The 13,963-nt window shown below is 69.4% G+C and carries 13 protein-coding genes and 1 riboswitch; of the genes, 7 read left to right on the top strand and 6 right to left on the bottom strand.

What is annotated here, in order from left to right:
- Nucleotides 1–8: 8 nt before the first annotated feature.
- The 4 genes from AC1DMQ_RS23135 to AC1DMQ_RS23150 form a co-directional block, all read right to left on the bottom strand.
- Nucleotides 9–848 (bottom strand): glycosyltransferase family 2 protein, encoded by an 840-nt coding sequence (locus tag AC1DMQ_RS23135; RefSeq protein ID WP_477035885.1) that lies wholly within the window; start codon nt 846–848, stop codon nt 9–11.
- Between the two features lie 135 nt (nt 849–983).
- A complete protein-coding gene (locus AC1DMQ_RS23140) occupies nt 984–3,476 on the bottom strand; it encodes a TonB-dependent receptor (protein ID WP_477035886.1) in 2,493 nt (830 codons plus the stop codon).
- 70 nt (nt 3,477–3,546) lie between these two features.
- Nucleotides 3,547–4,545 carry a FecR family protein gene (locus AC1DMQ_RS23145; protein ID WP_477035887.1) on the bottom strand — a complete coding sequence of 333 codons (999 nt, stop codon included), beginning with the start codon at nt 4,543–4,545 and terminating at the stop codon, nt 3,547–3,549.
- Between the two features lie 97 nt (nt 4,546–4,642).
- Nucleotides 4,643–5,140: an RNA polymerase sigma factor gene (locus AC1DMQ_RS23150; protein WP_477035888.1), complete on the bottom strand. Its 498-nt coding sequence runs from the start codon at nt 5,138–5,140 to the stop codon at nt 4,643–4,645.
- Nucleotides 5,141–5,352: 212 nt separating this feature from the next.
- On the opposite strand from AC1DMQ_RS23150, the gene AC1DMQ_RS23155 reads away from it, so the two are divergent.
- Together AC1DMQ_RS23155 and modB are read left to right on the top strand one after the other, a co-directional pair.
- The gene (locus AC1DMQ_RS23155; protein ID WP_477035889.1) at nt 5,353–5,832 is read left to right on the top strand and encodes a hypothetical protein; all 480 of its coding nucleotides are present in this window, start codon (nt 5,353–5,355) and stop codon (nt 5,830–5,832) included.
- Between the two features lie 140 nt (nt 5,833–5,972).
- Entirely contained in the window at nt 5,973–6,644 is a 672-nt protein-coding gene (gene modB, locus AC1DMQ_RS23160; RefSeq protein WP_477035890.1) for a molybdate ABC transporter permease subunit, read from the top strand.
- Nucleotides 6,645–6,711: 67 nt separating this feature from the next.
- Here the strand turns inward: modB and AC1DMQ_RS23165 are convergent, their stop codons facing one another.
- Nucleotides 6,712–7,599 (bottom strand): TauD/TfdA dioxygenase family protein, encoded by an 888-nt coding sequence (locus AC1DMQ_RS23165; RefSeq protein ID WP_477035891.1) that lies wholly within the window; start codon nt 7,597–7,599, stop codon nt 6,712–6,714.
- 91 nt (nt 7,600–7,690) lie between these two features.
- Nucleotides 7,691–8,206 carry a bifunctional adenosylcobinamide kinase/adenosylcobinamide-phosphate guanylyltransferase gene (cobU, locus tag AC1DMQ_RS23170; protein WP_477035892.1) on the bottom strand — a complete coding sequence of 172 codons (516 nt, stop codon included), beginning with the start codon at nt 8,204–8,206 and terminating at the stop codon, nt 7,691–7,693.
- A gap of 50 nt (nt 8,207–8,256) precedes the next feature.
- Nucleotides 8,257–8,468, top strand: a riboswitch (cobalamin riboswitch).
- Nucleotides 8,469–8,578: 110 nt separating this feature from the next.
- Between cobU and AC1DMQ_RS23175 the strand changes: the two genes are divergently transcribed.
- From AC1DMQ_RS23175 to AC1DMQ_RS23195, 5 genes are read left to right on the top strand one after another with little or no spacing between them, the layout of a single operon-like run.
- A complete protein-coding gene (locus AC1DMQ_RS23175) occupies nt 8,579–10,507 on the top strand; it encodes a TonB-dependent receptor plug domain-containing protein (RefSeq protein WP_477035893.1) in 1,929 nt (642 codons plus the stop codon).
- 2 nt (nt 10,508–10,509) lie between these two features.
- Nucleotides 10,510–11,493 carry a threonine-phosphate decarboxylase CobD gene (gene cobD / locus AC1DMQ_RS23180; RefSeq protein ID WP_477035894.1) on the top strand — a complete coding sequence of 328 codons (984 nt, stop codon included), beginning with the start codon at nt 10,510–10,512 and terminating at the stop codon, nt 11,491–11,493.
- Nucleotides 11,493–12,098 (top strand): cob(I)yrinic acid a,c-diamide adenosyltransferase, encoded by a 606-nt coding sequence (cobO, locus tag AC1DMQ_RS23185; protein WP_477035895.1) that lies wholly within the window; start codon nt 11,493–11,495, stop codon nt 12,096–12,098. The genes cobD and cobO overlap by 1 nt, the downstream gene beginning before the upstream one ends.
- Complete coding sequence (locus tag AC1DMQ_RS23190; RefSeq protein ID WP_477035896.1) at nt 12,095–12,964, top strand: ABC transporter substrate-binding protein; 870 nt, start codon at nt 12,095–12,097, stop codon at nt 12,962–12,964. Before cobO ends, AC1DMQ_RS23190 begins: the two co-directional genes overlap by 4 nt.
- The gene (locus tag AC1DMQ_RS23195) at nt 12,961–13,941 is read left to right on the top strand and encodes a FecCD family ABC transporter permease (RefSeq protein ID WP_477035897.1); all 981 of its coding nucleotides are present in this window, start codon (nt 12,961–12,963) and stop codon (nt 13,939–13,941) included. Before AC1DMQ_RS23190 ends, AC1DMQ_RS23195 begins: the two co-directional genes overlap by 4 nt.
- Nucleotides 13,942–13,963: the final 22 nt, after the last annotated feature.

Below are 13,963 nucleotides of genomic sequence, written 5' to 3' on the forward strand. Positions count from 1 at the left end.
ACGAACGTCTAGGCCGAATGACCCAGCCGAGTCTCCTCGAGGCCCAGGCCGATCACGGAGCCTCCGGCGGAACGTTCGGCCTGGATGCCGTTCAGCGTCCGGATTTCACGCGCCTTCAGGTTCGAGAGCAGCGGATAGAGGCCCGCCATGACGGCGATCAGGAAGCCCATGTCGCCCTCCTTGTAGCCCTTGCGCGAGACGTAGCACTTGTAGAACCGGCGCACGCCCCGGAACAGGTCGTCCCACAGGCTCTTGATCTTGCCGCTGTCGGCCAGGTCCTGGCCGCGCAGGGCCGTATAGCGGTTCAGGCGCTGGACCATGTCGGCGATGTCGTCGTCGACCTTGTGCAGGATGGCGTTGTTCAGCCGGCCGCCATAGACGCCGGTGAAGGTGGTGCCGGGATGGACCCGCTCGCTCTTCCAGGTCTTCACGCCCTTGCGGAACAGCCGGGCCACCGAGGAGGCGCCGAACGAGCCGCCCCAGCCATGGCGCACCAGCTGCGCGCCCACGAAGTTGTCCACAGGCACCTGGTACCAGTCGCCGGCGTCGGGACGGGCGACGGTCTCGCGGATCTCCCGCGCCAGGGCCGGGGTCACCGCCTCGTCGGCGTCCAGCTCCATGATCCAGTCGCCGCGGCAGGCCTCGACGCCCGCCGCCTTGCGCAGGCCCTCGACGGGAAAGATGCCCGAGACGACCCGCGCGCCCATCTTGCGGGCGATGGCTTCACTGCGATCCGTGCAGCGGTCCGCGACCACGACGATCTCGTCGCAGAACGCCAGGCGTTGCAGGCAGTCGGCCAGACGCGCCTCTTCGTTGTGGACGCAGACAAGCCCCGACAGGACAGACATGGAATTTCCCCGACCTGGGGACGGCCCTACGTGCGCGCCCCCGTCGAGAAATAGACGTCGCGGAAATCAGGGAACCTCAGAACTTTTTTCGCGTTCGCGCGTGGCGCGAGGTTCGTTGTTCCGGCTAACTCCAGCCTAGAAGGCGCGCGAAATCAATACGCTCCAGGTGCGGGGACGCAGTGGCGTGACCTGGCGCACCTGGCCGAAGCTGAACGGATTGCCGTAGGCGAAGGTGTCGCTCGACGCGTTGGCGGGGTTTGTGACCGCGAAGGTCCAGCTCCAGTCCCGCGTCACCAGTTCGGCGGACAGGCGTCCGGTGACATAGCCGCCCATCGATGGGGAAAGCCGCCGGTCGAACGTCAGGCGCGACTGGCCCACATATTCCAGCTCGGTGGTCAGCACCAGCTGCCGGTCCGCGGCCAGAGCGGTCTGGTATCGCATCATGGCTCCCGCGGAGACGTCCGGAACGCCCGGCAGCTCGCTCTGGGCGGCCGAGGCGAAATTCGGATCCACCTGGCTCAGGCGGGGACGATTGAACAGCGCGTTGGCTTCCAGGGTCAGGCCCGGGGCCGCCAGCACCGTCGCCTCGACCTCCAGCCCGGTGTTGCGCCCGTCGCCGACATTGGCGGTGTAGGACAGGCCCGAGGGGGTCAGATACTGGTCGGTCTGGATGTCCTTCCACACGTCATGGAACAGGGCGGTGCGCAGGATCATCCGCCCGTCCCAGGGCCGGAGGCTGGCGCCGATCTCGTAGTTGCGAAGATGGTCGGGCTTGAACGAGGCGCGCAGGGCCGACGGGGCGATCAGGCCGCCCGAGTTGAAGCCGCCCGAACGATAGCCTTCCGAGGTCAGCAGGTAGACCAGCCCGCCGCCGCTCCAGGTCCGTTGAAGCGAGAACTTCGGCGAAATGCCCGTGAAGCGCGCCTGCCGGTCCAGCTCGCGCGACTGGCCCGGGGCCGGCGCCTCGACCATCGAGGTCGTATGCACCTCGCTGCGGAAGGCCCGGCCGCCCAGGCTGGCGGTCCAGCCGCCGCCGAGGTCGTAGGCGGTCTCGCCATAGATCGCCAGTTCGCGCCGCCGATCGCGGCGGGCCTCCAGATAGATCAGGCGTGAAGGGTCGTAGGGCGTGCGCGCCCGCAGTTCGCCGTCGCTGTCCTCCAAGCTGGCCAGGCCGTAGAGCCCGAACAGCCAGCGGAAGCGATCGGTGTCGGGCGACGACAGCACCGCGTCCTCGACCAGCAGCCGCACCTTGCTGGCTTCGTCGAACAGGCCGACGTCCAGCGAAGGCGAGCCGGCGCCGTTCAGCGCGGCGGTGGCGTCGAACCGGCTGGCGAACCGGTGGCGGACATAGCCGGTCGACGACACGAACCGGCCCCAGTCCCCCGCCCCGGTGATCGTCACCGCGCCTTGCTGCAGGACGTTGTCGTGGGTTTCGCGCACCTGGTTGGCGCGCTTCTGCCCGCCCAGGCTGGGGGTGGTGTACTGGCTGTCCGTGGCGTGCAGGTCCTGGCGCGCGCCGGACACCAGGATCGACCAGTCCGGATCGACCACCACCGACAAGGCCGCGCGACCGCCGGTGCGCGTGGTGCGGTCCACGTTCGAGAGGCGCAGATTGACGTCGTCGACATAGCCGCCTTCCACGTCGCTGTAGGCCGCCAGTCGAAGGGCGGCGCGATCGGCGGCCACCGGCAGGTTGAGCACGCCCTCCAGGCGGCTGCTGGGCGAGCCGGACTCGGTCGCGGCCGCGCCGGCCAGGACCGATCCCGACCACGCGTTCAGCACCGGCTTGGTGGAGACGATCCGATAGACCCCACTGAGCGATCCGCCGCCATAAAGCGCTCCCTGGGGTCCGCGCAGGATCTCCACGCGGTCGACGTCGAGCAGGCGCAGGTCCGGGTCGGGGGCGTTGTAGGTCAGGGGGATGTTGTCGAGATAGGTGCCGACGGTCTGCTGGGTGCGGCCGGTGAAGGTGCCGTCCGACAGGCCGCGCAGCATGATCTTGTTGCGCGCCGCGCCGAGGTTGGTGGTGATGAAGCCGGCGGTCTGTTGGGAGATGCTGGTGGTGTCGATCGCGCCGGTGTCGCGCAACCGCGCCGCCCCGATCACGCTGACCCCGCCGGCCGCCGCGCCCAGGCGGGTCGGGCGCTTGGTGGCGGTGACCATCACGCTATCGAGGGTCGGGACGGCCGCCGGCGCCGGTTGGGCGACGACCGGCGGCTTGACGCGCGCCGCGGGCCGGGCGGGCGGGACCTGGGCCGGCAGGATGCTGACCGTGGCGTTGTCGAGGACCTCGAACCGGCACGGCCCGCCGGCGGTCACCGCGTCGAGCGCCTGGCGCAGGGTCAGGACGCCGACGACGGCCGCGCTGCGTCCCGGGCACGACGAGGCGCCCCCGAGGGTGACGCGTGCCTGGACGCCGACGTCGATCAGCGCCTCCGACCTGGGCTTGGCGGGAATGTTGAAGCGGAAACGCGCCGGCGCCGCATCGGCCTGCCCGGCCAGGGCCAGGCTCGAAGCCAGGGTCAGAACGAGGACAGAAGCGGCGGAGCGCAGGCGGCCGAACGCGATCGCTCCGGAAACCGGATCGTCAGGTAGACGTCGAAGCTGGGATTCCGTGTCCGAAATCATCGGGCTCCAGCTCTATCCCCCTAGAGCTCAAGCTTCGCGCATCGAACGATTCCAGGCCCGTCAGCAAGGCTTAGCGCGCCCGGATCACGATAGCGTCTTTGGTCGTCGTCGTTCGGACGGGAAGCAGGTGTGACAGTCGATCGACCATCGCATCCTGTTCATCGACGATCAACACGCCGGAAAGTCGCATATTGGCGGCCTCGGCGTCGCCCAGCTTCACCGGACGCGGGAAAAGCCGGTTCATGTCGCCGGCGATCTGCGAAAGCGGCTGATCGCGATAGATCAGCCGGCCCTGACGCCAGCCCGCGACCTCTTCGACGGCCACCGTCGAGAGCCGCGCATCGTCGGTCCGGCCCTTGCGGTGGGAAAGCCCCTGCCCCGGCCGCAGCCGGAACGACGCGGCGTCGCTGGACAGGTTGGGACGCACCTCGACCAGACCGCGCTGGACGTTGACCGCCACCTGTCCGTCGCGATGCCGGACATCGAACTGCGTGCCGACGACGCGCACCTGGGTGTCGCCCGCCGAGATCAGGAACGGACGCGAAGTATCCTTGGCCACGTCGAAGAACGCCTGGGCGTCGCCCAGGTGGACACGGCGCGCATTGCGCTCGAACCGCACCGTCAGGCGCGAGGCGGCGTTCATCTCGATCCGCGAGCCGTCCTCCAGCGCGATCGTCCGGCGTTCGCCGACGCCGGTCGAATAGGTGGTTTCGTGCACGCCCATCAGGCCGCCGTTGGGCAGCAGGATCGCGCCGGCGACGAAGGTCGCGGCGATCGCCGCCCCCGCCGACCAGAGCCAGGCGCGTCGCGCCGGCCGCAGCGGGACCACGTTGGAGGCGACCAGGGGAGCGCCGATCGGCGCGCCCTCCGCGAGGCGCGCGTCCAGATCCAGGCGGTGGTCGAAGGCGAGCACGGCGTCGTAGGCCTGGGCATGGACGGGCGAGGCCGTCAGCCAGGCGTCGAAATCCAGCCAGTCGCGCTCGGTGACCGTCTCGCCCTGCAGGCGGACCAGCCAGTCGATCGCGGCCTCGGCGATCTCGGCGTCGATGTCCGTTTGGGGACGCGTCATTTCGCTCCGTCCTGACGCCACGCGGCGTCCTCGCAAGGATAAGACGTCACCAAGGCGGCGGAACCTCCAAAAGCCGTTCCAGAAACAATAATCGCCCTCATGACAACTTAGCCATCAGCGCCTTCAAGGCCGCGCTTACATGCTTTTCGACCGAACTGCGGCTGACTCCCATCGCGACGGCGGTCTCAGCGTGACTGAGACCTTCCAGCTTGTGAAGCTTGAACGCGCGGGCCACCTGCGGCGGCAGGGTCTCCAGCGCCGCCATCATCAGCTTCAGGCGCTGCCGGCTGGCCACGACCTCCTCGGCCGAGGGAACGTCGGCCACCTGCTGGTCGCCCAGCACAGCGCCCTGAAGGCTGCGCCATCCACCATCACGCGCGCTGGCGCGGTTCTGGCTGCGCAGCCGGTCCAGCATCAGGTTGTTGGCCATGCGGAACAGCAACGCCGAGCCGTCGCCTTCGACCTCGAGGTCGCCAAGCGCCTGCACCTTGAGGAACAGGTCCTGGATCAGGTCCTCGGCTTCGCTGACCGAGCGCAGTTTCACGGCGAAGACGCGCACCAGATTGGCCCGCTTCTCGCCGTACAGCCGGGTCATCGGCGTGATCGTCGAAGGTGGGGCGGACAGCGCGGACTCCAAAGACTCAGTGCGGCGAACAGGTTGCGACGGCTCCTTAACCTAGGCCGCTGACGGTCGCCGGTCCAGCATACCGGATGTTGTTGTTGCGATTGACTCTCAACAACTTCGGGGACTAGATATTGCGAACCAGTCGCAACAACGGACGCGACATCCTCCCGGCAGAGGTCGCCATGACTCCCGACACCGCAGCGCTTCGATGGACTTCCGGCCCGACCGTCGGCGAAAGGCTGCTCCTGAGCGCCATGCGGCAATGGGCGGCGTTGAGGTCGGCGGGCGAGCATCCCACCCGCCTGGTCGCCCAGGCCCTGGCGTTTCGGTCGTCGAACCGGACAGGCGGGCTGTTCGTCGCCTGGATGCAGGCGGTCGAGGCCAGCCTGCGCCGGCCGATCCAGGTGGAATGTCCGGCCTGCGGCGGCATCTCGACGGACGAGCAGCGGCTGATGGTGTCGTGCGGCCTGGCGGGAACCGCGACCGCGGCCGGCGAGGCCCTGCTCGAACCGCTGCTGGTCGATTCGCAGCCGACCATGGTGCTGGCGCGCGCCCTGAACGCGGCCCTGAGGGTCGACGGCTATCCCCTGCCCGTCCGCCTGCGCGAGGAGCAAGGCGCCGGACCGGGCGAACCGCCGCCCGAGCGGGCGACCGTCCACTAGCTGGCGGTATTGTAGGGACGGCGCGAGGGTGACTCGGGCGCGAAAGCTCGTTATGTAGCTCGACTACATAGCCCGACGCCCGCCCGGACCAAAGCCATGCAGAAACGTCCGCCGCCGATCGAATTCCGGGTCCGCTGACCATGCTCGAGATCGCGTGGCTGACGGCCAAGCTGGCCGGGATCACCACCATCCTGCTGCTGATCCTGGCCACGCCCCTGGCCTGGTGGCTGGCGCGCGGACGCTCGCCATGGAAGACGCCGGTCGGTGCCCTGGTCGCCCTGCCGATCGTCCTGCCCCCGACCGCCCTGGGCTTCTACCTGCTGATCGCCCTGGGCCCGCAGAGCCCGTTGATCGCGTTGTTGCATCCGTTCGGGGTCCGCACCCTGGCCTTCACCTTCCAGGGGCTGGTGATCGGCTCGCTGATCTATTCGCTGCCGTTCGCGGTCCAGCCGCTGCGCAACGCCTTCATCGCCATCGGCGACGAGCCGCTGGAGGCCGCCGCCACCCTGGGCGCCTCGCCCTGGAGCGCGTTCCGCAAGGTGGCCCTGCCGTTGGCCCTGCCGGGCTACGCCGTCGCCGCCCTGCTGGTCTTCGCCCACACGATCGGCGAGTTCGGCGTGGTGATGATGCTGGGCGGCGGCATTCCGGGCCAGACCGAGGTGCTGTCGATCGAGATTTATCGGCTGGTCGAGACCCTGGAGTGGACCAAGGCCCACCAGCTTGCGGGCGCGCTGCTGGTGTTCGCCTTCCTGGTGATGCTCAGCCTGCTGCTGATGGAACGCCGGGTCGACACGCGCGCCTCGCGCTCCTGATCGCCCACCGGACTTCGCGACAACCCACTGGCTTCCCTGCCGATTTCACAGCCAAGCTAAGGTCGCTTCAGAACGGGACGTCGCCCTGGATCGTCACCCGCTCGACGATGCGTTCCTGCGGCCAGTAGTCGAGGATGGCGTAGTGCTGGGTGGCGCGGTTGTCCCAGAAGACGATGGCGTTGGGCGTCCAGCGGAAGCGGACCTGGTATTCGGGGGTCTTCACCCGCTCCAGCAGGTCGGCCAGCAGCTTGGCGGCCTCGTCCTCGGGCAGGCCCAGGATCCGGGTCGTGAAGACCTTGTTGACGAACAGGTGCTTCTCGCCGGTCTCCGGATGGGTGCGGACCACCGGATGGGCCTGCACCGGGTGGGCCGCGCGCAGCTCCTGCCGCTTGGCCTCGTCGACCCGGTAGCCGTAGCTCTGCAGGATGTCGTGCTCGGCGCTCAGGGTCGCCAGCTGGTCTTTCAGCGTCTGCGGCAGGTCGCGATAGATGGCGGCCGTGTCGGCGAACAGGGTGTCGCCGCCCAGCGGCGGCATGTGCCGCATGCGCAGCACCCCGCCCATCGACGGCGCGGGGCGGAAGGTGACGTCGGTGTGCCACTTGTTGGCGACGCGGACGATCGGCACGATCTCCTCGCGCAGCTTCATGCCGTCGGCGGCCTCGATGTGCAGGATCTCGGGAAACCCTGGGACATGAGCGGTGACAGGATGCCCCTCCAAGTCCCCGAAATATCGGCCGAAACGGACGTGATCCTCATGGCTTATGTCCTGGTCGCGGAAGAACACCACCTTGTGCCGCAGCAGCGCCGTCCGGATCGCCGCCACGATCTCGGGAGCTAGAGGCTGGCGCATGTCCAGGCCCGAGATCTCGGCCCCCAGGACGGGACCGGCGGGGGTGACCGTCAGGCCGGCGTAGTCGGGCGCTTCGGAAGCGGTGATGGGGGCAATGGCGTTCATGGCGTCCTCTTGGAGCACCACCCGTCTCCGCGGGCGGCCGCTGCTTATCCACACCTTAGACGTGGGATATCAGCGCTCAATGGAGTTTTTCTCACTTCAGGCGCAGCGTAAGCCCCGCCACCACCAGGGTCACCGCGTCGGCGACCTGCGCCAGTGCCTGGTGCAGCCGCCCGGCCTCGTCGCGGAACCGCCGCGCCAGGGCGTTGTCGGGCACGATACCGAACCCGACCTCGTTGGACACCAGCCACAACCTCCCCTCGAACCGCTCCACGCCGGCGACCAGTTGGGCCATGGCCGCCGCCACGTCCCGCTCGTCGAGCATCAGGTTGGAAAGCCACAGGGTCAGGCAGTCGACCACGACCACGTCGCCGGCCCCCAGGCCGTCCAGCGCGCCGGCCAGGTCCAGCGGGGCCTCGAGCGTCGTCCAGGCCGGGCCGCGATCCTGGCGGTGCCGGTCGATGCGCTCGACCATCTCCGAATCGAAGGCCTGGGCCGTGGCCACCATGACCAGCCGACCGCCGGATTCGGCGGCCAGCGCCTCGGCGGCCGCCTGGGCGAAGGCGCTCTTGCCGGATCGGGCTCCGCCCAGGACGAGGGTAAACGGCAAGACGCGCTCCAGATTGCCCAGTCAGATTGACCGTGTGCGGCGCAACATATAGTGCAGCTCTCGCGACAGGTTCCTCGAAAGAGGATGAAAAGGGAACTCGGGTGTGAAACCCGGGCTGCCCCCGCAACTGTAAGCGGCGAGCCCGCGTGTCATTAGCCACTGGCCTTTCTTCCCAAGAACACCTGGGGAAAGCGGCTGGGAAGGCGACACGCACCGGCATTGACCCGCGAGCCAGGAGACCTGCCCGTCGCGGTCGTCCTTCGTCCGGCCGGGGTGCGCCGTACGATGGGGTTCTTTTCCCCCGAGGCGACATCGTCAGGCCGGTCCGAATCTTCGGGCCAGCCTTCGTTGCTGCGCACGGAGGATTTGAAAATGCGCTCGATTTCCGTCCTGGCCCTGGTGGCCGCCCTTCCCGTTCTCGCCCTGCCGAGCCAAGTGCTGGCCGCCGAGACCATCGATGACGCCAACGCGGTCGACCAGGTGGTCGTCACCGCCGGCCGCGCCGCCGACAAGCTGTCCGAAGTCCCGGTCAGCATGACCGTCATCACCGCCGAGACCCTGCGCCAGCGTCAGGCCGTCGTGGTCTCCGACCTGCTGTCGCGGACCCCCGGCGTCACCGTCACCCGCAACGGCGGCGTGGGCGGTTCGACCCAGGTGCGCATCCGCGGCGCAGAGACCGACCAGACCGCCGTGCTGATCGACGGCGTCAAGCTGAACGACCCGTCCTCGACCGGCGGCGGCTACAACTTCGCCACCCTGCTGGCCGGCGACGTCGACCGCATCGAGGTGCTGCGCGGTCCGCAATCCACCCTGTGGGGCAGCCAGGCCATCGGCGGCGTGGTCAGCATGATCACCAAGACCCCGGACGGTCCGCTGTCGGGCGACGCCGTGATCGAAGGCGGCTCGCGCGCCACGGCCTATGCCCGCGTCGGCGTCGGGGCCGGCGGCGCCTGGGGCGGTTGGCGCCTGGCGGGCGGGTCCTACACCACCGCCGGCGTCTCCAACTTCGACGAAGCCATGGGCGGCAAGGAGAAGGACGGCTACCGCAACACCGCCGTCAGCGGCCGGGTGGACCTGAACGTCACCGACTGGGCCAGCCTTGACGCCCGCGTCTCCTACGCCGCCGGCCGCAACGAGTTCGACGGCTTCCCCGCCCCGGCCTTCGCCTTCGCCGACACCGCCGAGTACGGCAAGACCAAGGAGCTGGTCAGCTATCTGGGCGCGCGCCTGTCCAACTTCGACGGCGCCCTGAACAGCCGCGTCGGCTATTCGTACACCCAGACCGACCGCGACAACTACAACCCCGACCAGGCCGTCACCACCAAGACCTTCGACGCCCGGGGCACCGACAACAGCCTGGAATATCAGGGCACCTGGACGATCAACCCGGTCTGGCGCGCGGTGTTCGGGGCCGAGACCGAGCGCTCCTGGTTCCGCACCGCCGCGCCGTCCGATTTCGACCCGAACCCCACGCCCGGCCGGCATGCGGCCAGCATGGACAGCGTCTATGGCCAGCTGCAGGCCAAGCTCGTCGAGGGCCTGACCCTGACCGGCGGCGTCCGCCACGACGACCACGACACCTTCGGCGGCGCCACCACCTACCAGGCCGGCGCGGCCTGGAGCCTGAACGACGGCGCCACGATCTTCCGCGCCAACTACGGCGAAGGCTTCAAGGCCCCGTCGCTGTACCAGTTGTACAGCGACTACGGGAACACCGCCCTGAAGCCCGAAGAGGCCAAGAGCTGGGACATCGGCGTCGAGCACAGCATCCTGGACGGCCGCCTGCGCGGTGCGATCATCTATTTCAGCCGCGACACCAAGAACCAGATCGACTTCCTATCGAACAACACCCCGCCCAACTTCGGCGGGTACGCCAACACGGCCAAGACCCAGGCCGACGGCGTCGAGGTGGAGGGCAGCTTCGAGGTCAGTTCGCTTCTGACCCTGTCGGCCAACTACACCAACATGGACGCGGTCAATAAGTCGGCCGGCGCCAACTACGGCAAGGACCTGGTGCGCCGGGCCGGCGAGACCGCCAACGCCGACGCGGAACTGAGTCTCCCGAACGGCCTGACGGCCGGCGTGACGATGCAGTATGTCGGCCACAGCTTCGACAACGCGACCAACACCCGGCGGCTGAAGAGCTACGTGCTGACCGACGTGCGGATCGCCTATCCGATCAACGACACGTTCGAGCTGTACGGCCGGGTCGAGAACCTGTTCGACCAGCAGTACGAGACCCTCTACCGCTACGGGACCCTGGGTCGCGGCGCCTTCGCCGGCGTGCGGGCGAGGTTCTAGCCATGGCGACGCCGGCGGCCCTTCTCGGCCACGGCGGACGCCTCGGCGCGGCGCGGACGGCCTGGCCGGACGCGCCGACGCCCTGGCTCGACCTGTCGACGGGGATCAACCCCTGCCCCTATCCGGTCCCGGCCCTCTCGCCGGAGACCTGGTCGCGCCTGCCCGATCCGGAGTCCCTGCGGGCCCTGGAGACGGCGGCGGCGGCCGCGTTCGGTGTCGAGCATCCCGCAAGGGTGGTCGCGGCGGCCGGCAGCGAGGCGCTGATCCGCCTGCTGCCGCGCCTGCTCGCGTCCGGACGGGTCGCGATCTCGACAAGGACCTATGGCGGCCACGCCGACGCCTGGCGCGCGGCGGGCGCGCGGATCGTCGACCCGGGCGATCCGACCGCCGACCTGCGGGTGCTGGTCAATCCGAACAATCCGAGCGGCCGCGTCCTGTCGCCCGACCAGGTCGTCGATCTGACCGAAGGCCCCTTGCTGGTCGACGAGGCCTTCATGGACGTCGATCCGGCCTATTCCGTCGCGCCCCTGGCCGGCGGACCGGGCCACGGGTCGTTGATGGTCCTGCGGTCGTTCGGCAAGTTCTACGGCCTGGCCGGCGCGCGCCTGGGCTTCCTGGTCGCCGAGCCGGCCCTGGCCGCGCGCGTCCGCCAGGCGCTGGGCGACTGGCCGGTGTCCGGTCCGGCGATCGCCGCCGGCCTGGCGGCCTACGCCGATCCAGACTGGGCCCGCCAGACCCGACGCCGCCTGATCGAAAGCACGGTGCAACTGGACAGCCTGCTGCGCCGGGCCGGGTTCGAGATCGTCGGCGGGACCCGGCTGTTCCGCCTGACCCGCGCCGCCGACGCGCCGCGCCGCTTCGAGGTCCTGGCCCAGGCCGGGATTCTCACCCGCCCCTTCCCCTGGGACGAGACGCTGATCCGCTTTGGCCTGCCCGGGCCCGACCAGGATTGGCTCCGCCTCGCCGACGCCCTGGAGAGCCTCTGATGACCGAAGACCTGAACGCCAAGCACGCCGAAGCCATGAAGGCCCTCAAGGCCGAGCGCGAGGCGATGATGGAGACCAAGACCCTCGAGAAGGGCCTGCTGCTGGTCCACACCGGCGACGGCAAGGGCAAGTCCTCGGCCGGCTTCGGCATGGTGGCCCGCCACCTGGGCTGGGGCCTGAAGGTCGGCGTCGTCCAGTACATCAAGGGCAAGTGGAAGACCGGCGAGCGCCTGTTCTTCAAGAAGTTCCCCGACCAGGTCCGCTACGAGGTCATGGGCGAGGGCTTCACCTGGGACACCCAGGACCGCGAGCGCGACATCGCCGCCGCCCAGGCCGCCTGGCTGGTGTCGCAAGAGATGATCGCCGATCCGAAGCTGGATTTCGTGCTGCTGGACGAGATCAACATCGCCCTGCGCTACGACTATCTCGACATCGACGAGGTGGTAGCGGTGCTGAAGGCCCGCCCCAACGACAAGCACGTCTGCCTGACCGGCCGCAACGCCAAGCCGCAACTGCTGGAGATCGCCGACCTGGTCACCGAGATGACCCTGGTCAAGCACCCGTTCGAGCAGGGCTTCAAGGCCCAGCGGGGGGTCGAGTTTTGACCCACCCGAGCCTGGCTGGCCTCACCCGTCGCGCGGCGGTCGGAACGGGTCTGGCGGCCGGCCTGTCGGGCGGGGTCGCCAGTGCCCGCGCCCTGCCCCGCGTGATCTCGCTGAACCCCTGCCTGGACTCGGTGCTGGTCCACGTGGCCGACCGCGCGCAGATCGTGGCGCTGAGCCACTACGCCCGCGATCCGCAGCAGTCGAGCATCGCTAGGATCGCCCTGACCTACCCGATGACCTACGAGAGCGCCGAGGAGGTCATCGCCCTGCGGCCCGACGTGGTGCTGACCGCCGCTCACTCCTCGCCCGCCACCCGCGCAGCTCTGAAGAAGCTCGGCATCCGCACCGAGCTGTTCAAGGTGCCCAACAGCTGGGTCGAGAACCAGGCCCAGATCCGCCGCATCGCCGAGGCCGCCGGACACCCTGATCGCGGCGAGACCTTGATCGCCCAGGTCGAGGCGGCGATGGCCAAGGGCGCGCCGCGTCCCGGAACCCGCCCGATCACCGCTCTCGTATTCCAGCCCAACGGCTTCGCGGCCGGCCACGGCACCCTGGTCGACGAGATGATGCGCCGCGCCGGCTTCGTGAACGTCGCCCAGCGTTATGGCCTCAAGAAGTGGGGCAACGTCTCGCTGGAGCGCCTGCTGGACGATCCCCCCGAGGTGCTGCTGGCCGGCCAGGCCGCGCCCAACGCCCCTACCTTCGCCGAACGCATTCTCAACCACCCGGCCCTGGCCCGCGTCTCGCCGCGCATGACCCGGGCGGTGTTCCCCGAGAGGCTGCTCTATTGCGGCGGTCCCGGCCTGATGGACACCGCCGCCGCCCTGGCCGCCGCCCGCCGACAAGTCCTTGGAGCCGCCGCATGACCAAGCGCCTTCTGCTGCTGGGCGGCCTGTGCCTGCTCGTGCTGCTCCTGAGCGGCCTGTCGCTGATGGCCGGCCGCGTCTGGGTTCCGTGGAGCGCCTGGTCGTCGGCCGCCCAAGATCCCCGCTGGGCTATCATCTTCGAACTGCGGCTGCCCAGGACGATCCTGGCGATCGCGATCGGCGCGGCCCTGGGCCTGTCGGGCGCGGTCATGCAGGGCTACACCCGCAACCCGCTGGCCGACCCCGGCGTGCTGGGCGTCTCGTCCATGGCCGCCCTAGGCGCGGTGATGACCATGTATCTGAGCATGAGTCTTTCCACGCCCTGGCTGCTGTTCACGGCGGCGATGATCGGCGCGGTGATCGGCGTGGCCGTCATGCTGGTCCTGGCCGGCGGGACGGGCGGGACCATCACCTTCATCCTGGCCGGCGTGATCCTGAACACCGTGGCCAGCGCCGGGGTCGCTCTCGCGCTGAGTTTGGCCCCCAGCCCCTGGGCGGCGCAGGAGATCATCAACTGGCTGCTGGGCTCGCTGGCCGACCGCAGCGCCGACGATGTCTGGCGGGCCCTGCCCTTCATCGTCGTGGGCAGCGGACTGATGCTGATGCTGGGTCGGGCGCTGAACGCCCTGACCCTGGGCGAGACCGGGGCCAAGGCGCTGGGCGTCGACCTGAACCTGACCCGGGTGCTGCTGGCCGTCGGCGTCGGCCTGGCCTCGGGCGCCAGCGTGGCGGTGACCGGCATGATCGGCTTCGTCGGCCTGATCGTGCCGCACCTGATGCGGCCGCTGGTCGGCCACCAGCCAGGAGCCCTGCTGGCGCCCAGCGCCGTGGCCGGAGCGGCCCTGGTGCTGGCCGCCGACATCCTGGTGCGACTGACGCCCTCGGCCGCCGAGGTCCGCCTGGGCGTGGCCATGGCCGCCGTGGGCGGGCCGTTCTTCCTGGCCCTTCTGATCTCGATGCGCCGGAGGCTCGCGTGAAGGAGCCTGGCCCGAAAGAGAC

The sequence above is a fragment of the Caulobacter sp. 05L422 genome (assembly GCF_056397765.1).

Excerpts from the sequence above, each read along its gene's own strand:
- AC1DMQ_RS23135 (WP_477035885.1), bottom strand. The coding sequence starts at position 848 with ATGTCTGTCCTGTCGGGGCTTGTCTGCGTCCACAACGAAGAGGCGCGT.
- AC1DMQ_RS23140 (WP_477035886.1), bottom strand. The coding sequence starts at position 3,476 with ATGATTTCGGACACGGAATCCCAGCTTCGACGTCTACCTGACGATCCG.
- AC1DMQ_RS23145 (WP_477035887.1), bottom strand. The coding sequence starts at position 4,545 with ATGACGCGTCCCCAAACGGACATCGACGCCGAGATCGCCGAGGCCGCG.
- AC1DMQ_RS23150 (WP_477035888.1), bottom strand. The coding sequence starts at position 5,140 with ATGACCCGGCTGTACGGCGAGAAGCGGGCCAATCTGGTGCGCGTCTTC.
- AC1DMQ_RS23155 (WP_477035889.1), top strand. The coding sequence starts at position 5,353 with ATGACTCCCGACACCGCAGCGCTTCGATGGACTTCCGGCCCGACCGTC.
- modB (WP_477035890.1), top strand. The coding sequence starts at position 5,973 with ATGCTCGAGATCGCGTGGCTGACGGCCAAGCTGGCCGGGATCACCACC.
- AC1DMQ_RS23165 (WP_477035891.1), bottom strand. The coding sequence starts at position 7,599 with ATGAACGCCATTGCCCCCATCACCGCTTCCGAAGCGCCCGACTACGCC.
- AC1DMQ_RS23175 (WP_477035893.1), top strand. The coding sequence starts at position 8,579 with ATGCGCTCGATTTCCGTCCTGGCCCTGGTGGCCGCCCTTCCCGTTCTC.
- cobD (WP_477035894.1), top strand. The coding sequence starts at position 10,510 with ATGGCGACGCCGGCGGCCCTTCTCGGCCACGGCGGACGCCTCGGCGCG.
- cobO (WP_477035895.1), top strand. The coding sequence starts at position 11,493 with ATGACCGAAGACCTGAACGCCAAGCACGCCGAAGCCATGAAGGCCCTC.
- AC1DMQ_RS23195 (WP_477035897.1), top strand. The coding sequence starts at position 12,961 with ATGACCAAGCGCCTTCTGCTGCTGGGCGGCCTGTGCCTGCTCGTGCTG.